Below are 21,874 nucleotides of genomic sequence, written 5' to 3'. Positions count from 1 at the left end.
GCCCCCGTCAGTGACCGCCGTCCCCGGCGCCGAAGAGGTCACGGCACGGCTTCAGCCCGTGGATCTCGACGGGAACGGACCGGTGCGCCTCCCAGTCCGCGCGGTCCAGGCGGAGCCGGTGCAGGGTCCGGGCGGCGCCCTGTACGGCCGCCACGTCCAGACCGTCGAACCGGTACCCCAACTTGTCGGAGACCCGGCGGGAAGCCGGGTTGTCCGTCATCGCCGCCGACGTCACGCAGTGGGCGCCGAGCCCTTCGAAGGCCAGGTGCAGCACCGCGGCCCGCATCTCCGTGCCGATGCCCCGACCCTGGTGGGCCAGCCCCAGCCACGAGCCCGTCCGGGCCTCGCGGGTGACGGAGAAGTCGTCCGCGCACAGGTCCTGCCGGCCGACGACCTCTCCCTCGCACCGCACCGCCAGGCTCAGCGTCCACGCCTCCGGACGCCAGGCGGCCACCGTTCCCAGCACGTGCTGGAACGTGGCCTGTTCACGCTCGCGCGGACGGGCGTCGGTCCACGGGACGGTGAAGGGCATCAGGGCCTCGTCGTGGACGCCGGCGGCGGCGACGCCCGCCAGTCGCGCGAGTCCCGCCAGGTCCGGCAGGCCCAACTCCAGCCGCGGCGTGGTGATCCGGAGTCCGTACAGGGGCCACACATGTTCTTCCATGGCCGGAGCCTGCCCCCGCGCCCGACCCGGCGTCGACCGGTTTTCCCACGTGCCGGACCTCGGGAAATCCGCTTGCGCGGCTGTCGTGGACGCCCGGCACACTGCGGCCCATGAGCAGATTCGCCCAGGTCGTCGTGATCGCGCAGGACGCCGCCGAGGTCATGGAGCCGCTGACCCGTCCCGACGACGAACGGCAGTGGCTCCAGTGCTTCGAGCGGGTCCAGCCCGGTCTGTTCGGCATCGGGATGTGGGTCGTGGAGTTCTGGCGTCTCAACTGGAAGGGCCTGCTGGCGCATTTGGAGTCCCTTCCGTGGCCCGTCCCCGACTCCGTGCAGGTCCTGATCCATGACGAGGAGGACCACTGCTGCGGCCTCTGGATGGTGTACGACGGCAGGCTCACCGAGGTGTCCCTGCCCCGGACGGAGCGGTATCCGTACCGGGGCAGCGTCACCGGCGTCCTCAGCCGGACTGATTACATCGGTAACGGCGTCCCGAAGGACGCCTAGCGCACGGCGATGAACGCCTCCGCGCCCCGTGCCGGACGGTCCTTCGGCGGGACGGCGGGGCGGCCGATCGCGACGGTGCCCATCGGGTCCCAGTCCTCGGGCAGGTCCAGCACCTCGCGGACCACGTCGCGGCAGAACATCGTGGACGACACCCAGGCGGAGCCGAGTTGCTCGCCGGCGAGGGCGACCAGGAAGTTCTCCACGGCCGCGCCCATCGCGACCACGAACATCTCTCGTTCGGCTGCCGACCGCCGGGGGTCGGGGTAGTCGTGCGCGCCGTCGGCGACCAGGCACGGGACGACCAGGTAGGGCGCGCGGCGCAGGACGTCGCCGCGGCGGACGCGTTTGGCGATCGACTCCTCGCTGCGGCCGTCGCGGCGCAGGTCGGCGATCCACGCGTCGCGCATCGCGTCCAGCAGCCGCACCCGGGCGGCCTCGGTCTCCAGCAGCACGAAGCGCCACGGCGTCGTGTGGTGCGGCGCCGGGGCGGTGACGGCGAGCGCCACGGCCCGCCGTACCGCGTCCCCGTCGACGGGCGCGTCGGAGAAGTCGCGGATCGTGCGGCGCAGGGAGACGGCCTCGCGCACCGCCTCGGAGGTGCCCAGCCGGAACATGTCGTCGGCGGCGGACCGCAGCAGCGCGCGGGCGCCGGTGCCGCTCTCCTCGGGCGGGAGCACCAGGCGTTCCAGGCCGCGGACCACGGCCACCGGGGTGTTGCCCGCCTTGCCCTTGACGAGGTCGCCGGCCGCGGCCAGCTCGTCGCCCAGCGCCGTGACGGTGACGGCGAGTTCGTTGCCGTGGGAGTCGGTCGCGCCGCGCAGGTCGTCGACGACGCGGATCCCGGCCGCGCCGATGGCGACGTCGGTGAGCCCCTCGCGCCAGGGGCGCCCGAAGGTGTCGGTGACGACGACGCCGACGTTGACGCCGAGGGCCTCGCGCACGCCGGCGCGAATCGTCCGCGCGGAGGCGTCCGGGTCCTCGGGCAGCAGCAGCACCGTGCCGGGCGCCGTGTTGGAGGCGTCGACGCCGGCCGCGGCCATGACGAAGCCGTGCCGGGTCTCCACGATCCGCGTCGGGCCGCGCCGGGCGACCAGCCGGACCGTCTCCGCGTCGATGGCGGCCTCGCGGTCGTCGGCGTGGACGACGCGCCCCTCGGCCTTGCTGACGATCTTCGACGTGACGACGAGGACGTCGCCGTCCTCCAGGTAGCCGGCGGCCGCGGCGACGAGCTTCGCCAGGTCGTCGCCGGCCGTGATCTCGGGCAGTCCGCCGACCGCCCAGACGCGGTAGGACGCGGAGGCGGTCACGCCCGGACCTCCTCTGCCAGCTTCAGCGCCTCGCGCGCCATCGCGGCGGTGGCGTCCAGGTCCGTCATCATCAGCGGCACCGCCCGACAGCGGATGCCCGCCGCCTCGACCTCGTCGGCCGCGCCCGCGTCGACGGTGTCGACGAGCCAGCCGTCCAGCAGCCCGGACCCGTAGTGCGCGGCGACCGCCGCGGCCGTGGATTCCACGCCGACGGCGGCCAGGACCTTGTCGGCCATGCCCCGCACCGGGGCGCCGCCGACGATGGGGGACAGGCCCACGACCGGCACGCCCGCCTCGGCGATGGCCTCGCGGATGCCGGGCACGGCCAGGATCGTGCCGACGGAGACCACCGGGTTCGACGGCGGGAAGAGGATGACGTCCGCCTCGGCGATGGCCTCCAGCACGCCGGGCGCCGGCTTCGCGGCCTCCGCGCCGACCGGCAGCACCGCGTACGCCTCGGCGGAGGCCCGCAGCCGCACCCAGTACTCCTGGAAGTGCACGGCCTTGCGGCCGGCCCCGCCGTCCGGGTCGTCGATCACGACGTGTGTCTCGATGCGGTCGTCGGTCATCGGGATGAGCCGTACGCCGGGCTTCCAGCGGGCGCACAGCGCCTCGGTGACCGCGCTCAGCGGGTAGCCGGCGCCGATCATCTGGGTGCGCACGATGTGGGTGGCGAAGTCGCGGTCGCCCAGGCCGAACCACTCGGGGCCGACCCCGTACGCGGCGAGTTCCTCCTTCACCGTGAAGGTCTCGTCCGCGCGGCCCCAGCCCTGGCCCTCGTGGATGCCGCCGCCCAGCGTGTACATGACGGTGTCGAGATCGGGGCAGACCTTCAGCCCGAACAGGTGGATGTCGTCCCCGGTGTTGCCGATCACGGTGATGTCCGCGTCCGGCGCCGCTTCCTTGAGACCGCGCAGGAAGCGGGCGCCCCCGATGCCACCGGCCAGTACCACGATTCGCATGCGGACAGTCTGGCAGCCGCGGTTGTCAGCCTGCGAACGTCCCCTCTGCGGCCGGGGTCCGCGAGGTGCAGGCGTACGGCGTCATCTCGGTCAGGCCCGGGAAGTAGACGTGCAGGCTGACCGCCGGTTCCAGGGAGTCGTTGACGACGTCGTGGACGTAGCCGGGGGCGAACACCCGCTGGTGCCCGGCGGAGAGTGAACGGCGCACCTCGCCGTTGCCGCCGAGGGCCCGCTCGGTCAGCGTGCCCTCCAGGACGGTCAGCACTCCGCTGGAGCGGCCGTGGTCGTGCAGTCCGCTGCCCTGGCCGGGGACCCAGCTCAGCAGCCAGATCTCGTAACCGGGCCCGGTGCGCAGCCGGTCGTACCAGCGCGTGGTGGCGTCGTAGCGCACGCGCGGCGCCCAGTGGGTGCGGTCCCCGGCGATGCGGCGGGCCAGCCCGGCGAACTCGGCCACCGTGACGGGGTGGGCGGGGACGGGCGGCAGGAGGTGCGGGAGGGCGAGCGGGTCGCCGGCGATCGAGACGTCGCTGTTCATGGGTGCGGGAGTTCCTACGGGAAGTGAGGAGCGTCAGGCAGGGCGCATGAGGCTGTGCAGGCTGGGAAGGAAGATCGTCAGCGGCAACAGCTGGAACAGCGACAGTGAGCTTCCACGGCACGACGGAATTCGCCGAGGCGGCGGATCCGGAAAGGCGCGTGGGTCACTGGCATGCGCCCCAGCACACCGGCTCTGCGGGGTGTCTGTCAACTTGACATCCGGTTTGTCGGAAAACTTTCACCTGATCCGGCTATTCGACCAGGTGAAAGGTTTGTGCACCCCCGCCCCGGGAAGGTGCGGACGCAACCCACGGGCACGCAGGAACGTCTCCCCGGGAAACGTCGTTGTGTTTTCGTGATCTCATCGTGATCGCCGGTCCCGCGCGGACGTCGATCACGATTGACGTATGCGGACGTTTGGACTGATTTGAACACTTTCCGTCAGACCTTGGTTCCGCAGGGTGAATAACGGGCCCAATAGCAGATCTCGGCTTGACTGGCCCGTATCGGCACACTTGTAATTTCACTCGTGTCGTTCGACCGTCACAGGTAACGGCAACATCACGGGGAAGCGAAAACAGACGAGGGGCGCGCATGACCGAGCTGTTCCAGCTGTTGCTGGCCGAAGAGGCCGACGAAGAGCTCGGGTGGCAGGAGCGCGCGCTGTGCGCGCAGACCGATCCCGAGTCCTTCTTCCCCGAGAAGGGCGGCTCCACCCGCGAGGCCAAGAAGGTCTGCCTCGCCTGCGAGGTCCGCTCCGACTGCCTGGACTACGCCCTCGCCAACGACGAGCGCTTCGGCATCTGGGGCGGCCTGTCCGAGCGCGAGCGGCGCCGCCTGAAGAAGGGCGTGGTCTGAACCCACGCCCGGCACGTCGTGTTCGTTCCCATATGTGCTCCGGACCCGGAAGGGCGGCCTCCCGCAACCGTTAGTGTGGGGGCCCGTCCGAGACGCCTGAGGCGTCGTCCGAAGTCCAGCGAACCGGGGCCCGAACCTCGATGTCCGTGAACAGCTCAGCAGGGACTCAATACGCCGCCCAGGCTCCGGAGTTCCCGCGCCACGTCGTCACCGCCGTGCTGGTCGCCCACGACGGTGCCCGGTGGCTGCCCAACGCGCTCGCGGGCCTGGTCTCCCAGGACCGCCCGGTCCAGGACGTCATCGCCGCCGACACCGGCAGCGCCGACGACTCCGCCCGGCTGCTCGCCGAGTCCCTCGGCGACCACCGCGTCCTGCATCTCGCCCGGCGCAGCGGCTTCGGCGCCGCCGTCGAGGAGTGCGTCCGCGCCGCGCCGCCGATGACCGCCGAGGAGCTCCCCTACCTCCAGCGCCGCAGCGGCTGGGACCCGGTCTCCCGCTCCTGGGACGACGGCGCCTACGACGAGCCCGAGCAGCCCCACGGCGAGCCGGTGCACTGGCTCTGGCTGCTCCACGACGACTGCGAGCCCGCCCCCGACGCTCTGCACGGCCTGCTCAAGGTCGCCGACTCCGCGCCCTCCGCCGGAGTCATCGGCCCCAAGCTGCGCAGCTGGTACGACCGCCGCCAGCTCCTCGAGGTCGGCGTCACCATCGCCCGCAGCGGCCGCCGCTGGACCGGGCTGGAGCGCCGCGAGCAGGACCAGGGCCAGCACGACCAGGTGCGCCCGGTGCTCTCGGTGTCCAGCGCCGGCATGCTCGTGCGCCGCGACGTGTGGGAGGAGCTCGGCGGATTCGACCGGCGGCTGCCCCTCATGCGGGACGACGTCGACTTCTGCTGGCGCGCCCAGTCCGCCGGGCACACCGTCCTCATCGCCCCCGACGCCGTCATGCGGCACGCGGAGGCCGCCTCCCGCGAACGCCGCCCCGTCGACTGCGCCGGCCGCTCCGCCGTCGACCCGCACCGCGTCGACAAGGCCGGCGCCGTCTACACGCTGCTGGCCAACACCCGCGGCGCCCTGCTGCCCTACGTCTTCGCGCGCCTGGTGCTCGGCACCGTGCTGCGCACGCTGGCCTACCTGGTCGGCAAGGTGCCCAAGCAGGCCGTCGACGAGATCACCGGCCTGATGTCGGTGCTGCTGCGGCCCGGCCGCGTCCTCGCCGCCCGCCGCCGGCGTTCCCGGCCCGCCGTCGAGGCCGCGGAACTGCGGCCGCTCTTCCCGTCGCCCGGCGCGACCGTGCGGGCCACCGTCGAGCAGGTCGTCAGCAACATCTCCGGCCGCGCCGCGGCCGACGCCACCTCCGCCGGCCGCCACGGCGGCCTCGACTCCGGCCCCAGCGGCGGCGACGACGACAGCGAGTACCTGGAGATCGAGCAGTTCGCCCTGCTCAAGCGGATCGCCCGGCAGCCCGCACCCGTGCTCTTCGCGGTCCTGCTGCTGTTCTCCCTCATCGCCTGCCGCCAACTGCTGGGCGGCGGCGCCCTGTCCGGCGGCGCCCTGCTGCCCGCCCCCGACCGGGCGGGCGACCTGTGGGGCTCCTACCTCGGAGCCTGGCACGCCTTCGGCACCGGCAGCACCGCGAGCGCGCCGCCGTACCTGGCGATCGTGGCGGTCATGGCGAACGTGCTGTTCGGCAGCACCGGCCTCGCCCTGACCGTGCTCCTGGTGGCCTCCGTCCCGCTCGCCGGACTCAGCGCGTACTTCGCCTCCCGGCCGCTGGTCGAGTCCCGGCTGCTGCGGGCCTGGGCGGCCGTCGCGTACGCCTTCCTGCCCGCCGCGACCGGCGCCCTGGCCGGCGGGCGGCTCGGCACCGCCGTGCTGGCCATCGTGCTGCCGCTGATGGCGCGAGCCGCCGTCTCCGCCGCCGGCCTGCGGCTGTCCCGCGACGCCGTCGACCGCGGCGTGCGCCCCGGCTGGCGTGCCGCCTGGGCCTTCGCACTGCTGCTGACGCTCACCACCGCCTTCACCCCGGTCACCTGGCCCATCGCACTGGTGCTCATCGGCGTCGCCGTCGCGCTGCGGCTCGTGCGCGGGCAGGGACACCTCGTCGTGCCGCTGGCGATGCGGGCCGTCGCGATCCTCGGCGCCCCCATGGTGGTGCTCGCACCCTGGTCGCTGGACCTGCTCACCCAGCCCAAGCGCTTCCTGTACGAGGCCGGCCTGCCCTACGGCCCGCGCGCCGCCTCCGCCACCGACCTCGTCCTGGTCAACCCCGGCGGCCCCGGCGCGGCCGGCGGCTTCCTGCTGGCCGGCATCGTGCTGGCCGCGCTCGCCGCCCTGCTGCGCGGCGGGCGCCGGCTGAGCATCATCAGCGCCTGGGCGGCCGCCCTGACCGGACTGGTCTTCGCGGTCGCGGCCAACACCACCGCGTGGGCGGGACCCGCCACCCTGGTGTACGGCCTCGCCCTGCTCGCCGCCGCCGCGGTCGGCGCCGAGAACGCACAGGAACGGCTTGCCGCCTCCGGCTTCGGCTGGCGCCAGCCCGCTGCCGCCCTCGTCGCCCTCGCCGCCGTCCTCGCCCCGCTGTCCGCCGCGGTCGGCTGGATGGCCGGCGGCGCCGACGGCCCCCTGGAGCGCCGCGACCCGACGCAGGTCCCGGCATTCGTCGCCGAGGAGGGCTCCACCCGCGACCAGGCCCGCACCCTGGTGCTGTCGGGCACGCCCGCCCGTGTCTCGTACGCCCTGGTGCGGGGCGCCGGAGCGCGCCTCGGCGACGCCGAGATCGCGGCCTCCGCGGGCGGCGACACCCGGCTGGACAAGATCGTCTCCAACCTCGTCGCCGGTTCCGGCGCCGACCAGGCGACGCAGCTCGGCGGCTACGCCGTGCGCTACGTCCTCGTCCAGCAGGGCGCCCCGCGCGAGATGAGCCGCACCCTCGACAGCACCCCGGGCCTGTCCCGGCTCAGCCAGGCCGACGGCAGCGCGCTGTGGCGGGTCGACAACGACGTGGCACGCCTCGTCATCGTCCCCAAGCCCGCGGCTTCCGGTGACACGGCGGGCACGGAACCGGCGGACGCCGCGAGCGCCCAGCCGGTCATGGTGGCCTCCGGCAAGGTCGAGGCGCACACCACGATCCCCACCGGCCCCGAGGGACGCGTCCTGCGCCTCGCGGACAGCGTCGCTCCCGGCTGGAACGCCACCCTCGACGGCCGCGCGCTCACCGCGACCACCGTCGACGGCTGGGCCCAGGGCTTCGAACTCCCCGCCACCGGCGGCCACTTGGACCTCACCTACGACGACCCCTTCACCCACGTCGTATGGGTGTGGGCCCAGGGCTTCCTCGCCCTGGTCCTGGTCGTCATGGCCCTGCCCGGACGCCGCCGGGAGATCGACGACGACCTGCCGGAGACCGAACCGGTCCCCGCCGGCGCCGCCGCCGTCGCCGACATCCCCGCCCAGGCCGCCGGCGACGGCCGACGCGCCCGCAGGCTGCGCGCCGCCGCCGAGGCGGAGGGCGAGGACGCCGACCCGGACGGAACCGGGCACGACGGTTCCGAGGAGCAGGCGGCCGAGTACACCGAGTACCCGGAGTACGACCCCTACGCCGCCGCGCCCCAGCAGGACGACCCGTACGGCCAGGAGCAGTGGGCCGCCGACTACCAGAGCACCTACGGCTACGAGCAGCCCGCCCAGCAGCCGCAGGAGCAGCAGGAGCAGCAGGCGCCGGTCTACGACCCCTACGGCTACGGCGAGCAGCAGGAGCAGCCCCAGCACGGCTACGAGCAGCAGGGCTACGAGCAGCAGCAGCCGGGTTACGAGCAGCAGCAGGGCTACGGGCAGCCGGGTTACGAGCAGCAGCAGGGCTATGAGCAGCAGCCCTACGACCCCTCCTACACCCCCTACGACCCGGCGTACGACACGGACGGCTACCGCCGCGACGGGAGAAACCAGCAGTGAACCGCAGCGCCCTCTCCCTGATCGGCGTCACCGCCGCCCTCGCCGCCGTCACCGGCATCGCCACCCTGACCGGCACGGGCACCCCGGAAGCCGCGCCCGCCGCGAGCGCGGCCCGGCTGCCCGTCGAACGGTCGACGCTGACCTGCCCGGCGCCGTCCGACTCGGACTTCGCGACGACGACGTACACGTCGTTCACGCCGAAGGGCGACGCGGCCGGCGGCAGCGGCACCGCTACCCTTCTGCCCGCCGCGGGCCAGAACGGCAAGGCGCCCAAGGGCAAGCCCAAGCCGGTCGCCCCGCTGAAGGAGGCGGGCAAGCCCGTCACCGCGACCACCGGGCGCACCGACGCCCCGGCCCTCATCGGCACCGCGGACGGGGCCCTGGCCCCCGGCTGGACCGTGCAGCAGACCACCGTCATCGACGCCGGCCCGGCGCGCGCGGTGCTCGGCACCTCCTGCGCGGTACCGGACAGCGAGTTCTGGTTCCCCGCCGTCAGCACCGCCGCGAACCGGCAGGACTACGTCCACCTGACCAACCCCGACGACAACGCGGCCGTCGTCGACCTGGAGCTCTACGGCCCCAAGGGCCAGATCAAGACCGAGACCGGCGACGGCATCACCGTGCCGCCCGGCGCCTCCGTCCCGGTGCTGCTGTCGACCCTCACCCCCGAGAAGACCGACGGCCTCACCCTCCACGTCAGCGCCCGCAGCGGCCGGGTCGGCGCCACCGTCGAGGCCGCCGACAGCAAGGCCGGCGGCGACTGGCTCGCGGCCGCCGCCGACCCCGCCGACACCGTGGTCATGCCGGGCATCCCCGCCGACGCCACGTCGGTGCGGCTGGTCGTCTTCGCGACCGGCGACGACGACGCCGACCTCAAGCTGCGGCTCGCGGCCTCCGGCGGCGAGATCACGCCGGCCGGCCACGACACCGTCCACGTCAAGAGCGGCATGACCTCCACCGTCGACCTCGGCGACGTCACCAAGGGCGAGGCGGGCTCGCTCGTCCTGGCCCCGAGCGGCACGACGGGCGCGGCCCCGGTCGTCGCGGCCCTCCAGATCACCCGCGGCAAGGGCAGCAACCAGGAGATCGCCTTCCTGCCCGCCACCGCGCCCGTCGGCGATCGCGCCACGGTCGCGGACAACCGCACCAAGGGCTCCACGCTGGCCCTGACCGCGCTGAAGACGGACGCCACGGTCAAGATCACGACCTCGGCGTCCACCTCGGGCGGCGAGCCGGTCGACAAGACGCTCTCCGTCAAGGCCGGGACGACCGTGGTGCTCTCCCCGCCCGACCCGTCGGCCCGCAAGGGCACCTACGCGGTCACGGTCGAGCCGTCCTCCGGCGGTCCGGTCTACGCCTCGCGCACGCTGGAGCTGCCGCGGGACGGCGTCCCGATGTTCACCGTCCAGACGATGCCGGACGACCGCGGGCTGGTGGCGGTGCCGGCCTCTCGGGAAGACCTCTCGATCCTCAACTGACCGCGTCCGCCGCTCGTCCGGGCCCGGTGCGCAAGTCTGCGCACCGGGCCCGCGCGCTATCCCTCGCCGTAGCGGGGGTCGACGTTCTCGGGGGAGAGCCCCAGCAGTTCGGCCACCTGCTCCACGACCACGTCGTGCACCAGCAGCGCCCGCTCCTCCCGGGTCTTGGCCCGGATCTCCACCGGCCTCCGGTAGACCACGATGCGGTGCGGGCTGCCCTTGCGCCCGCCGAGCAGCCGCCCGAGCGGGACTCCGTCCTCGGCGGACCCCGAGGACCCGGCGGCCTCGTCGTCGGACCCGCCGGGCGGCCACGGCACCTCCTGCACGGCGAACTCCACCTCCGACAGCTGCGGCCACCGGCGCTCCAGGCGGTCGGCCGCGTCCCGGACGAGGTCGTCGAAGGCGTCGGCGCGGCTGAGCGCCAGCGGCACCTGCGGTGGCGCGATGGGACCGCGCATGCCGCGTCCGTGGCGGTCGCGGCGGCGCTGGCGGGGTGCGGGCGAAGGGGTGTCCATCACCTCTGAGAGTAGCCGCCGGAAGCCCCGGGTATGCCGGCCCGTGACCGGTGCCATCACCACGGGCTACGAGGACCCGACATCCGGGGCGATGTCGCGGAATGTACGGTCGCGTGCCGGTGCCGTTTCCACAATTCCCCACGTCTGACTGTTCGGCTGCCGCCAAATGACGCCATTTGGCATGTTTGGTGACGGCAGTCATCGTCGGCTGGGCCGTGCATTTCCGGCCCTTCGCAGGTCAGGGGGGCGGGTCGCAGGTCGGGCCATCCCGGCGAACCGGGACGACACGACGGAGTGGTGTCCCGGGGAGTCGTCGCGGCCCGCTCAAGAGTGCGGTACCGTCCAACGTCGTGAGCCCTGTACGTCGCTGTTCGCGCACCGCGTGTGGCCGTCCCGCCGTCGCGACGCTGACGTACGTCTACGCGGACTCCACCGCCGTACTCGGCCCGCTCGCGACCTACGCCGAACCCCACTGCTACGACCTGTGCTCCGAGCACTCCGAGCGCCTCACCGCCCCGCGCGGCTGGGAGGTCGTGCGCCTCGCCACCGACACCGGTCCCACCCGCCCCAGCGGTGACGACCTGGAGGCGCTCGCCAACGCCGTGCGCGAGGCCGCCCGCCCCCCGGAGCGCGACGGCGGCAAGCCGGCCGGCGGCCGGGGCGGCGACCCGATGGAGATCGCCCGGCGCGGCCACCTGCGCGTCCTGCGCTCGCCCGACTCCTGACCCCGCTCCGCCGCCCTCCCGGACCCCTGGCACCCCGATCCACCGCGACGGGTACCGCTCGTCCGGATGTTCAGGTATGCCCGGTAGGTTGGTCCGCAGGCCATGACCGGCAACCGGACAGAGGAGCACAAGCGGTGACCGATCTCTCGCAGCTCGTGAAGGCGTACGACGTCCGTGGCGTCGTCCCCGACCAATGGGGCGAGCCGCTCGCCGAACTCTTCGGCGCGGCCTTCGTCACCGTGACCGGTGCGGACGCGATCGTGACCGGCCACGACATGCGGCCGTCCTCGCCCGGCCTGTCCCGGGCCTTCGCCCGCGGCGCAGCCTCCCGCGGCGCGTCGGTGACCGAGATCGGGCTCTGCTCGACCGACCAGCTCTACTTCGCCAGCGGCAAACTCGGCCTGCCCGGCGCGATGTTCACCGCCAGCCACAACCCGGCCCGGTACAACGGCATCAAGATGTGCCGCGCGGGCGCCGCGCCGGTCGGCCAGGAGACCGGCCTCGCCGAGATCCGCGAGCTCGTCGAGCAGTGGTCCGAGACCGGCCTGCCCGCGAGCGACGCCACCCCCGGCACGGTCACCCAGCAGGACCTGCTCGGCGACTACGCCGCCCACCTGCGCACCCTCGTCGACCTCACGGTGATCCGGCCCCTGAAAGTCGTCGTCGACGCCGGCAACGGCATGGGCGGCCACACCGTCCCGACCGTCTTCGACGGGCTGCCCCTCGACCTCGTCCCGATGTACTTCGAGCTCGACGGCACCTTCCCCAACCACGAGGCGAACCCGCTCGACCCCAAGAACATCGTCGACCTCCAGGCCAAGGTCCGGGAGACCGGCGCCGACCTCGGCATCGCCTTCGACGGCGACGCCGACCGCTGCTTCGTGGTGGACGAGCGCGGCGAGCCCGTCTCCCCGTCGGCCATCACCGCGCTCGTCGCGGCGCGCGAACTGGCCAAGCACCCCGGCGCCACCGTCATCCACAACCTGATCACCTCGTGGTCCGTCCCCGAGGTCGTCAAGGAGCACGGCGGCACCCCCGTCCGCACCCGCGTCGGCCACTCCTTCATCAAGCAGGAAATGGCCCGCACCGGCGCCGTGTTCGGCGGCGAGCACTCCGCGCACTACTACTTCCGCGACTTCTGGAACGCCGACACGGGCATGCTCGCCGCCCTCCACGTCCTCGCCGCCCTCGGCGGCCAGGACGGCACGCTGTCCGCGCTCGTCGCCGAGTACGACCGCTACGCCGCCTCCGGCGAGATCAACACCGCCGTCGACGACCAGGCCGGCCGCACCGCCGCCGTCCGCGCGGCCTTCGCCGACCGCCCGGGCGTCACCACCGACGAGCTCGACGGCCTCACCGTCACCTCCGGCGACTGGTGGTTCAACCTCCGCCCGTCCAACACCGAGCCGCTGCTGCGCCTGAACGTCGAGGCCCGCACCGCGGACCTCGTCGCCGAGGTGCGCGACGAGGTCCTGGCGATCGTCCGCGCCTGACGGCGCCCACCGCCCGGTGCCGGACGGCCCGCGGTCCGCACGTCCGCCGTTCCCGGCGCCCCCGCACGGGGCGCCGGGAACGCCCGCACCCCGAGCGGGACGTGCTCCCCGCACCGCCAACGCCCCAGCGATAGGCTGAAACGGCCGACCGGCCCGGTGGCCGGGAAGCCGCCCCGTACGCCCCCTTACGGACTGCACGGCCCGCACTGCCCGGACACCACGGGCACCGACCCGAAGGAAGTCGCGCCACCATGCCGCTCGTCGAATCCAGCCTCCTCGAAATCCTCGCCTGCCCCGCCTGCCACGCCCCCCTCCGCGAGGACGACGACGCCCGCGAACTCGCCTGCACCTCCGGCGACTGCGGCCTGGCCTACCCCGTCCGCGACGACATCCCCGTCCTGCTCGTCGACGAGGCCCGCCGCCCGGCGTAACGCCCGCACCGACCGAGCGACGGACAAGGGACCGGGAGGCCACGCAACGATGCTGGACGAGACGCTGCTCGACGACCCCGAAGGCCTCGCCCGCGCCGACACCCGGGGCCGGCTCCTGGGTGTCGCCGCCGCGGGTGCCCGCGTGCGCACCGCCGCCCGCCTGGCACAGGAGGCGGGCATAGGGGAACTGAAGCCGGACGGCCGCCCCCGCAGCGTCCTCGTCGCGGGCCCCGGCGCGGCCACTGCCGCCGCCGTCGCCGAACTGCTGGCGGCCCTCGGCAGCGGCAGCGCCCCGGTCCTGCCGCTGCGCCCCACCGGCCCCGCCCCGTACGACCTGCGCTGGACCCTGCCCGGCTGGGCCGGCCCCCTCGACCTGCTGCTCATCGCCACCCCCACGGGCACCGAGGCCGGCATCGCCGACCTCATCGAACAGGCCTACCGCCGCGGCTGCACCGCCGCCGCCGTCGTGCCCGCCGGGTCGCCCATCGCCGAGGCCATCGCCCAAGTACGCGGCATGGTCCTGCCGTACGCCGCTGCCCCCGAGTCCGGCGCACCCGACGCCGCCGACCCCGACGAGGACCTCGGCGCCTTCTGGGCCCTGCTCACCCCGCTGCTCGCCCTCGGCGACCGGATCGGGCTGCTGCCCGCGCCCGCCGACGCCATCGAGCGGGTCGCCGACCGCCTCGACGAGGTCGCCGCCCGCTGCGGCCCCGCCATCGCGACCTACAGCAACCCGGCCAAGGCGCTGGCCTCCGAACTCGCCGAGTCCCTCCCGGTGCTGTGGAGCGAGGGCCCCCTGGCCGCCGTCGCCGCACGCCGCTTCGCCGCGACCATCGCCTCCCGCGCCGGACGCCCCGCCCTGCACGGCGAACTCCCCGAAGCCGTCGACACCCACGGCGCGCTGCTCGCGGGCGCGCTCGCCGGAGCCCTGGACCCCGACGACTTCTTCCGCGACCGCGTCGAGGAACCCGAGGACCTGCGCCTGCGCGTCGTCCTCCTGCACCGGCCCGGCAACGGCACCCAGGCCCCGGCCACCAGCTCCGCCGCCGTCGCCCGGGAATTCACCACCACCCACGACACCCCGCTCAGCGAACTCGCCGCCGGCGCCGACGGCACTCCACTGGAATCCGTCGTCGAACTCCTCGCCGTCACGGATTTCGCCTCCGTTTACCTCGCTGTCACTTCCGCCGGGAGATCATGAGCCCATGGATCGGCTGACCAACACCATTCGCCCGTACGCGTGGGGCTCCACGACCGCCATCCCGGAGCTTCTGGGCACCACCCCCACGGGCGAGCCGCAGGCCGAGCTGTGGATGGGCGCCCACCCCGGCGCCCCCTCCCGCGTCGACCGCGGCGACGGCCCGGTCCCGCTCGACCAGGTCATCGACGCCGACCCGCTCGCCGAGCTCGGCTCCGCCGCCGTGGAGCGCTTCGGCCCCCGGCTGCCGTTCCTGCTCAAGGTGCTGGCCGCCGGCTCCCCGCTCTCCCTCCAGGTCCACCCCGACCTCGCGCAGGCCGCGTCCGGCTACGCCGACGAGGAGGTCCGGGGCATCCCCGTGGACGCCCCGCACCGCAACTACAAGGACGCCAACCACAAGCCGGAGATGATCGTCGCCCTCACGCCCTTCGAGGGCCTGTGCGGCTTCCGGCACCCCAAGGAGACCGCGGCCCTCCTCACCGGCCTCGGCGTCGACTCCCTCAAGCCCTACGTCGACATCCTGCACGCGCACCCCGAGGACGCCGCCCTGCGCGAAGTCCTCACCGCCGTGCTCGGTGCCGAGCGCCACGCCGTCGCCGGCACCGTCGACGCCGCCGCCGAGGCAGCCGGCCGCCTCGCCACCGAAGGCGGCCCGTACGCCGACGCCTACGCCGCGTACGCCGCCATCGCCCGCACCTACCCCGGCGACCCCGGCGTCATCGCCGCCATGCTGCTCAACCACATACGCCTCCAGCCCGGCGAAGCCCTCTTCCTGGGCGCCGGCATCCCGCACGCCTACCTCAGCGGCCTCGGCGTCGAGATCATGGCCAACTCCGACAACGTCCTGCGCTGCGGCCTCACCCCCAAGCACGTCGACGTCCCCGAACTCCTGCGCATCGTCCGCTTCGAGTCGGCCGACCCCGGCGTCCTGCGCCCCGAGGCCTCCGCGGACGGCGAGGAGCTCTACACCACCCCCATCGAGGAGTTCCGGCTCTCCCGGTACGCCCTCGCCGCCGGCGGCGCCCCGCGCACCCTCGACGACCGCACCGCGCAGATCCTGCTCTGCACCGAGGGCACCGCCACCGTCCGCGACGCCGTCACCGCCGGGGAGCCGCAGCGGGAACTCGCCCTGGCCCCCGGTCAGTCGGCCTACGTGCCCGCCGGTGAACAGGTCCAACTCCTCGGCGAGGGAACCGTCTTCCGCGCCACCGTGGTGGCCTGAGGAACCCGTGCGATCCCGGCCTGCAAGAATGTCCCGCCGTAGTGCCGTAAAGATCGGGCAAAGGCCGGCGGCCGACGGAAGGGATACCCAGCACCTATGAGCGCGTCAGGCGGAACCAAGGCGATCGTCGCCGCATTGGGCGCCAACCTTGCCATCGCGGTGAGCAAGTTCGTGGCGTTCGCCTTCAGCGGCTCGTCCTCCATGCTCGCCGAAGGCGTCCACTCGGTCGCCGACTCGGGCAACCAGGCACTCCTCCTGCTGGGCGGCAAGAAGGCCAAGAAGGCAGCCACCGAGGAACACCCCTTCGGCTACGGGCGCGAGCGGTACATCTACGGATTCCTCGTCTCCATCGTCCTGTTCACCATCGGTGGCGTCTTCGCGCTGTACGAGGGCTACGAGAAGGTCCAGCACCCCCACGAGGTCGAGCACTGGTACTGGCCGATCGGCGTCCTCGTCTTCGCGATCGTGGCCGAGGGCTTCTCCTTCCGCACCGCCATCCAGGAGTCCAACGGCCTGCGCGGCCGGCAGACCTGGGCCCAGTTCATCCGCACCGCCAAGGCCCCCGAACTGCCCGTCGTCCTGCTGGAGGACTTCGGCGCCCTCGTCGGCCTCGTGCTCGCGCTCATCGGCGTCGGCGTGTCCCTGCTCACCGGCAACGGTGTCTGGGACGGCGTCGGCACCCTGTGCATCGGCGCCCTGCTCGTCGTCATCGCCCTCGTCCTCGCGTCCGAGACCAAGTCCCTCCTCCTCGGCGAGTCCGCGGGCCCCGAGACCGTCGCCCGCATCCGCGAGGCCATCGTCGACGGCGACACCGTCACCCGCGTGATCCACATGCGCACCCTCCACCTCGGCCCCGAGGAACTCCTCGTCGCCGCCAAGATCGCCGTCCAGCACGACGACACGGCCACCGAGGTCGCCCGCGCCATCGACGCGGCCGAGGCCCGCATCCGCGTGGCCGTCCCCATCGCCCGCGTGATCTACCTCGAACCCGATATCTACCGCGAGCAGAAGGCGGCCCCCGAGGCGCCGGCCGCTCACGAAACGGCCTGATCCCTCCCCGCCACCTCCACCGTCGGCCCGGTTCCGGCCGGGCACTCGGTGTAGATTCATGGGTAGCCAGACGTCGCTGCTGATGGCGGTCGGGCGGTCCGCACACCGGACCGTCCGAGGGAGAGAGGGCCTCCGACGGGCTGAGCTGCGGTCGAGGGAGACGTATGTCCGCATACCTCCCACGCCCCGCAGCGGAAAAGCCGATGTCCGCTCTCGAACCACCCCACGAGGAGACTGCATGTCCCCCGTCAACAACGACTTCAAGGTCGCCGACCTCTCGCTGGCCGAGTTCGGCCGCAAGGAGATCACCCTCGCCGAGCACGAGATGCCCGGCCTGATGGCGATCCGCGAGGAGTTCGCCGCCGCGCAGCCGCTCGCCGGCGCCCGCATCACCGGCTCCCTGCACATGACCGTGCAGACCGCCGTCCTCATCGAGACCCTCGCCGCCCTCGGCGCGCAGGTCCGCTGGGCCTCCTGCAACATCTTCTCCACGCAGGACCACGCCGCCGCGGCCATCGCGGTCGGCCCCAACGGCACCGTCGACAACCCCCAGGGCATCCCGGTCTTCGCCTGGAAGGGCGAGACCCTCTCCGAGTACTGGTGGTGCACGGAGCAGGCCCTCACCTGGGCCGACGCCCCCACCGGCGGCCCGAACATGATCCTCGACGATGGCGGCGACGCCACCCTCCTGGTCCACAAGGGCGTCGAGTTCGAGAAGGCCGGCTCGGCCCCCGACCCGTCCACCGCCGACAGCGAGGAGTACGAGCAGATCCTGCTGCTCCTCAACCGGACCCTCGGCGAGAACCCCCAGAAGTGGACCCAGCTCTCCTCCGAGATCCGCGGCGTCACCGAGGAGACCACCACCGGCGTGCACCGCCTGTACGAGATGCAGCGCGACGGCACCCTGCTCTTCCCGGCGATCAACGTCAACGACGCCGTCACCAAGTCCAAGTTCGACAACAAGTACGGCTGCCGCCACTCGCTCATCGACGGCATCAACCGTGCCACCGACGTCCTCATCGGCGGCAAGGTCGCCGTGGTCTGCGGCTACGGCGACGTCGGCAAGGGCTGCGCCGAGTCGCTGCGCGGCCAGGGCGCCCGCGTCATCGTCACCGAGATCGACCCCATCAACGCCCTCCAGGCCGCGATGGACGGTTACCAGGTCACCGTGCTCGAGGACGTCGTCGAGACCGCCGACATCTTCGTCACCACCACCGGCAACCGCGACATCATCCTCGCCGAGCACATGCAGCGCATGAAGCACCAGGCGATCGTCGGCAACATCGGCCACTTCGACAACGAGATCGACATGGCCGGCCTCGCCAAGATCCCCGGCATCGTCAAGGACGAGGTCAAGCCCCAGGTCCACACCTGGACGTTCCCCGACGGCCGCGTCCTCATCGTGCTGTCCGAGGGCCGCCTGCTGAACCTGGGCAACGCCACCGGCCACCCCTCGTTCGTGATGTCCAACTCCTTCTCGGACCAGACCCTGGCCCAGATCGAGCTGTTCACCAAGCCCGAGGAGTACCCGATCGGCGTCTACGTCCTGCCCAAGCAGCTCGACGAGAAGGTCGCCCGGCTCCACCTCGACGCCCTCGGCGTCAAGCTCACCACCCTGCGCCCCGAGCAGGCCTCGTACATCGGCGTCCCGGTCGAGGGCCCGTACAAGCCCGACCACTACCGCTACTGAGGCCACTGCCGCCGCCGCGAACACCGCGGCGCCCCGGCACCACCTCAGCCGGCCCGCAGGCCCCCGCCCCCGGCGGGGGCCTGCCCCGTACCACCGGCACCGCCCCCGTAAGGTCGAACCATGCCCCGCGGCCGCTACTCGTTCCACGACACGCACGACCACACCCCCCTCGGCGAAGAACACTTCCACTGCGCCACCGGCCCCTCCGGCTGGCGCTACACCGCGCAGACCACGCACGCCGACGGCAGCCACGCGGGCTCCATCGACCTCACCGTCGACGAACTCGGCCGCCCCATCCGCCTGGAACTCACCGCAGCGAGCTGGCAGGTCCGCGGCGCCGCCCTCGACGGCGTCACCTGGGTACGCACCGACCCCTCCGGCGAACACGCCCAGGAGGGAAACGTCCGGGCACACACCTTCAGCGGCGTATCGCCTGCCTTCTACATCGCGACAGCGCGCATCCTGCGCCTGCGTCCCGGCGCCCCGGCCACCCGCGTCCGCCTCGTCGCATTCCAGCCCCCCGTGCTCGCTCCCCGTACCCTCGACCAGTCGTGGGCCTTGGTGAAGAGCGAAGCACACCCCACTGACAGCGGCCCCCTGACCGTGGACGAATACCAGGTCAGCGCCCTCGACACCGGGGAACAGCACACCGTGCACATCGCCGGGGACGTCGTGCTCGCCGCCCCCGGCATCGAACTCGAGGACCTCGAATCAGCCCCGTCGCAATTCCCCCCGGCGGACTGACCGTTCAGGCCGGCGGCGCGAACCCGGTCGACGGCCCGGAAGACGGCGCAGGCGGCACGGTAACGTCAGCGAGGGCCGCGGGAGCAGAGGGAGCAGGAGGACCGGAGGGAAGCACGGGCGGAACCGGGAAACCCGACGCGCCGGCCCCGGGCTCCGCGGGCACGCCCCAGCCCCCCGCCGGTGCCTGCGCGGGCGCAACCCCCGCCGGACCGAAGACCCGCCGCGCCTCCCGTACCTGCCGCTCGGCCGCCACCGCCGCCAGGTACGCCACCGCGGGAGTCCCCTGCGGCACCGGCGTCCCCGTGCGCGCCGACACGTCCGCCGCCAGCCGCTCCGCCATCGACCACCCCACCTGCGGATCCAACTGGTGGACACGCGCCAAGTACTGCCGTACCGCCAGCCACAGCCCCTCGGGCACCGCGGACAGATCCACCCCGGCCACCTGGTCCGCCAGCCACGGCGGTGCGGACGGGACCGCCTGCGGGGCCCGCGGCACCGGGATCCGTTCCCGTACCACCAGCGTCCCCGCGAACAGGTCCCCGACCCGGCGCCCCCGCGCCGAGACCAGCGAGGCGATACAGGCGATCACGCCGAGAAACGCCTGGATCTCGATCACCCCCACCGCCCCCCGCACCAGCGCGTGCCGGAACCGGATCGGCCCGCCGTCGTCCCGGACCACGCGGAGCCCGCACGCCAGCTTCCCCAGCGAACGTCCCCGCGACAGCGTCTCCACGGCGATCGGCACCCCGATCAGCACGAGCACCAGCGACGCCACGTACACCGCGGCCAGCGCGGCATCGTCGAGCGACGCCGTCGCCGCGAGCAGTCCCAGCGAGACGATCACGTACCCGCCGAAGTAGACGACGGCGTCCAGGGCCGCCGCCAGCGCCCGGCTCGGCAGCCGCGCGGGCTGCAGCCCCAACTCCACCGCCTCACCGGTCACCAGCCGCCCGGCGCCGCTCGCCTCCCAGGACGTCCCGCCACCCGCCGCACCATTCGTTCCGAACGCACCGCTCATACGGGCACCCTCCTCGATCCCACCCCGGAACCCGGCGCGACCAGTCTGCCCCGTCTGCCAAGCTGGGACCTCCCGGCCAGCCAGGAGCAGCGACCATGGACCTCGACGTCTTCGCAGCCGCGCACCGCCACGAGTGGGACCGGCTCGACGCCCTCCTGCACCGCGGCCGGCGCCTCACCGGCGAAGAGGCCGACGAACTCGTCACCCTGTACCAACGCGCCGCCACCCACCTCTCCCTCCTCCAGTCCAGCGCCCCCGATCCTGCGCTGGTCGGGCGCCTCACCACCCTGGTCGCCCGCGCCCGCAGCGCCGTCACCGGCGCCCGCACCCCCGGCTGGCGCGACGTGGCCCACTTCTTCACGGCGGCCTTCCCCGCGGGCGTCTACCGATCACGCCACTGGTGGGTCCCCACCGCCCTGGTCTCCACGGCCCTCGCCGTGCTCATCGGCTGGTGGGTCGCCACGCACCCGCACGTCCAGGCCGCCATCGCAGCCCCCGACGAACTGCGGACGCTCACCCGCCCCGGCGGCGAGTACGAGTCCTACTACTCCAGCCACCCGGCCACCTCCTTCACGGCCCAGGTCTGGACGAACAACGCCATGGCCGCCGGCTACTGCCTCGTCCTCGGCGTGTTCCTCGGGCTCCCCGTGCTGTACGTCCTCTTCCAGAACGTGCTCAACCTGGGCATCGGCCTCGGTCTCATGGGCTCGGCAGGCCGCCTCGACACCTTCCTCGGTCTGCTCCTCCCGCACGGTCTCCTCGAACTCACCGCCGTGTTCGTCGCCGCCGGCACGGGGCTGCGCCTCGGCTGGACCGTCATCGACCCCGGTCCACGCCCCCGCAGGACCGCTCTTGCCGAGGAGGGACGCGCCGCCATCGGCATGGCCATAGGGCTGGCCGTCGTCCTCCTCGTCTCCGGCGTGATCGAAGCCTTCGTGACCCCCTCCGGCCTGCCCACCTGGGCCCGCATCGCCATCGGCGTCGCCGCCGAGCTGGGCTTCCTCGTCTATGTCTTCGTGCCGGGACGGCGCGCCGCCCACGCGGGCGAGACCGGCGACCTCGAGCGCCCGGACCGCAGCGATGTCCTCCCCACCGCAGCATGACCCGGATGGCGCACCGTGTGGATGTGCATCCGGGGTCGCTGACCTGCTAGTCTCCTCTTCGCCCCAAGAAACCTGTTGACACGGGTGGAGTGGGGAGGTAGATTCGAGAAGTTGCCACGAACTAGACAAGTTCGAGGCCAGCGGCTAGAGTCTAGACCGCTTCGAAGAATCATCGATCGCAGCGAAATCTCCCAGGATGAAAATCCCGAGCGTTTTGTCGCGTCGTTTATTCGAAAAGCAAATCCCCCTGCCGGCGGGAATCGGGCCCGAAAGAGTCTGATAAGCTGGTGACAACGAAGGGAAAGCCCGGAGGGGCCGGTGAAACGGCCTCGAAGGAAGCTTCCGTTCCTTGAGAACTCAACAGCGTGCCAAAAGTCAACGCCAGATATGTTGATACCCCGTCTCCGGACCGAATGGTCTGGG

General features: G+C 73.0%; 19 protein-coding genes. 13 read left to right on the top strand and 6 right to left on the bottom strand.

Annotated elements, in window-relative coordinates; genetic code table 11:
* Positions 1–7: 7 nt before the first annotated feature.
* The gene (locus ACIP9H_RS37895; RefSeq protein WP_401963509.1) at positions 8–664 is read right to left on the bottom strand and encodes a GNAT family N-acetyltransferase; all 657 of its coding nucleotides are present in this window, start codon (positions 662–664) and stop codon (positions 8–10) included.
* A 110-nt stretch (positions 665–774) separates the two neighbouring features.
* Here ACIP9H_RS37895 and ACIP9H_RS37890 point away from each other — a divergent pair, with 110 nt between their 5' ends.
* Positions 775–1,170 carry a hypothetical protein gene (locus ACIP9H_RS37890; RefSeq protein ID WP_401587932.1) on the top strand — a complete coding sequence of 132 codons (396 nt, stop codon included), beginning with the start codon at positions 775–777 and terminating at the stop codon, positions 1,168–1,170.
* Here ACIP9H_RS37890 and ACIP9H_RS37885 read toward each other — a convergent pair.
* The 3 genes from ACIP9H_RS37885 to ACIP9H_RS37875 are packed head-to-tail and all read right to left on the bottom strand — an operon-like array spanning position 1,167 to position 3,974.
* The gene (locus ACIP9H_RS37885) at positions 1,167–2,477 is read right to left on the bottom strand and encodes a coenzyme F420-0:L-glutamate ligase (RefSeq protein WP_401963506.1); all 1,311 of its coding nucleotides are present in this window, start codon (positions 2,475–2,477) and stop codon (positions 1,167–1,169) included. The two genes, ACIP9H_RS37890 and ACIP9H_RS37885, sit on opposite strands and share 4 nt — an antisense overlap.
* The gene (gene cofD, locus ACIP9H_RS37880) at positions 2,474–3,439 is read right to left on the bottom strand and encodes a 2-phospho-L-lactate transferase (RefSeq protein WP_401587937.1); all 966 of its coding nucleotides are present in this window, start codon (positions 3,437–3,439) and stop codon (positions 2,474–2,476) included. The genes ACIP9H_RS37885 and cofD overlap by 4 nt, the downstream gene beginning before the upstream one ends.
* A 25-nt stretch (positions 3,440–3,464) precedes the next feature.
* On the bottom strand, positions 3,465–3,974 hold the full coding sequence (locus ACIP9H_RS37875; RefSeq protein ID WP_401587940.1) for a cysteine dioxygenase: 510 nt from the start codon (positions 3,972–3,974) through the stop codon (positions 3,465–3,467).
* Positions 3,975–4,567: 593 nt separating this feature from the next.
* Between ACIP9H_RS37875 and ACIP9H_RS37870 the strand changes: the two genes are divergently transcribed.
* The 3 genes from ACIP9H_RS37870 (at position 4,568) to ACIP9H_RS37860 (ending at position 10,262) form a co-directional block, all read left to right on the top strand.
* A complete protein-coding gene (locus ACIP9H_RS37870; protein ID WP_018559705.1) occupies positions 4,568–4,831 on the top strand; it encodes a WhiB family transcriptional regulator in 264 nt (87 codons plus the stop codon).
* Positions 4,832–4,971: 140 nt separating this feature from the next.
* Entirely contained in the window at positions 4,972–8,784 is a 3,813-nt protein-coding gene (locus ACIP9H_RS37865) for a glycosyltransferase family 2 protein (RefSeq protein WP_401587943.1), read from the top strand.
* The gene (locus ACIP9H_RS37860) at positions 8,781–10,262 is read left to right on the top strand and encodes a DUF5719 family protein (protein ID WP_401587945.1); all 1,482 of its coding nucleotides are present in this window, start codon (positions 8,781–8,783) and stop codon (positions 10,260–10,262) included. The genes ACIP9H_RS37865 and ACIP9H_RS37860 overlap by 4 nt, the downstream gene beginning before the upstream one ends.
* Positions 10,263–10,318: 56 nt before the next feature.
* Here the strand turns inward: ACIP9H_RS37860 and ACIP9H_RS37855 are convergent, their stop codons facing one another.
* A complete protein-coding gene (locus ACIP9H_RS37855; RefSeq protein WP_401587948.1) occupies positions 10,319–10,777 on the bottom strand; it encodes a metallopeptidase family protein in 459 nt (152 codons plus the stop codon).
* 350 nt (positions 10,778–11,127) lie between these two features.
* On the opposite strand from ACIP9H_RS37855, the gene ACIP9H_RS37850 reads away from it, so the two are divergent.
* The 8 genes from ACIP9H_RS37850 to ACIP9H_RS37815 all read left to right on the top strand — a co-directional run bounded on the left by ACIP9H_RS37850 (position 11,128) and on the right by ACIP9H_RS37815 (position 19,330).
* Positions 11,128–11,502, top strand: a complete 375-nt coding sequence (locus ACIP9H_RS37850) for a DUF3499 domain-containing protein (protein WP_360911001.1) — start codon at positions 11,128–11,130, stop codon at positions 11,500–11,502.
* A gap of 134 nt (positions 11,503–11,636) precedes the next feature.
* Positions 11,637–12,995, top strand: coding sequence for a phosphomannomutase/phosphoglucomutase (locus ACIP9H_RS37845; RefSeq protein WP_401587952.1), 1,359 nt, complete (start codon positions 11,637–11,639; stop codon positions 12,993–12,995).
* A gap of 251 nt (positions 12,996–13,246) precedes the next feature.
* Positions 13,247–13,426, top strand: coding sequence for a Trm112 family protein (locus tag ACIP9H_RS37840; RefSeq protein ID WP_360911005.1), 180 nt, complete (start codon positions 13,247–13,249; stop codon positions 13,424–13,426).
* 49 nt (positions 13,427–13,475) lie between these two features.
* Entirely contained in the window at positions 13,476–14,627 is a 1,152-nt protein-coding gene (locus tag ACIP9H_RS37835; RefSeq protein ID WP_401587956.1) for an SIS domain-containing protein, read from the top strand.
* Between the two features lie 4 nt (positions 14,628–14,631).
* Positions 14,632–15,846, top strand: a complete 1,215-nt coding sequence (manA, locus tag ACIP9H_RS37830; RefSeq protein WP_401587959.1) for a mannose-6-phosphate isomerase, class I — start codon at positions 14,632–14,634, stop codon at positions 15,844–15,846.
* Positions 15,847–15,942: 96 nt separating this feature from the next.
* Entirely contained in the window at positions 15,943–16,896 is a 954-nt protein-coding gene (locus ACIP9H_RS37825) for a cation diffusion facilitator family transporter (protein WP_401587962.1), read from the top strand.
* A 238-nt stretch (positions 16,897–17,134) separates the two neighbouring features.
* Positions 17,135–18,586: an adenosylhomocysteinase gene (gene ahcY, locus ACIP9H_RS37820; protein ID WP_401587965.1), complete on the top strand. Its 1,452-nt coding sequence runs from the start codon at positions 17,135–17,137 to the stop codon at positions 18,584–18,586.
* Positions 18,587–18,706: 120 nt separating this feature from the next.
* Positions 18,707–19,330: a hypothetical protein gene (locus ACIP9H_RS37815; RefSeq protein ID WP_401963501.1), complete on the top strand. Its 624-nt coding sequence runs from the start codon at positions 18,707–18,709 to the stop codon at positions 19,328–19,330.
* 4 nt (positions 19,331–19,334) lie between these two features.
* On the opposite strand, the gene ACIP9H_RS37810 is transcribed toward ACIP9H_RS37815, so the two are convergent.
* A complete protein-coding gene (locus ACIP9H_RS37810; RefSeq protein ID WP_401963499.1) occupies positions 19,335–20,348 on the bottom strand; it encodes an RDD family protein in 1,014 nt (337 codons plus the stop codon).
* A 95-nt stretch (positions 20,349–20,443) separates the two neighbouring features.
* Between ACIP9H_RS37810 and ACIP9H_RS37805 the strand changes: the two genes are divergently transcribed.
* Positions 20,444–21,451 carry a stage II sporulation protein M gene (locus tag ACIP9H_RS37805; protein WP_401963497.1) on the top strand — a complete coding sequence of 336 codons (1,008 nt, stop codon included), beginning with the start codon at positions 20,444–20,446 and terminating at the stop codon, positions 21,449–21,451.
* Positions 21,452–21,874: the final 423 nt, after the last annotated feature.

The sequence above is a fragment of the Streptomyces sp. NPDC088732 genome, assembly GCF_044751205.1.
GTDB lineage: Bacteria > Actinomycetota > Actinomycetes > Streptomycetales > Streptomycetaceae > Actinacidiphila.
This window is presented reverse-complemented; position numbering and strand designations above follow the sequence as displayed.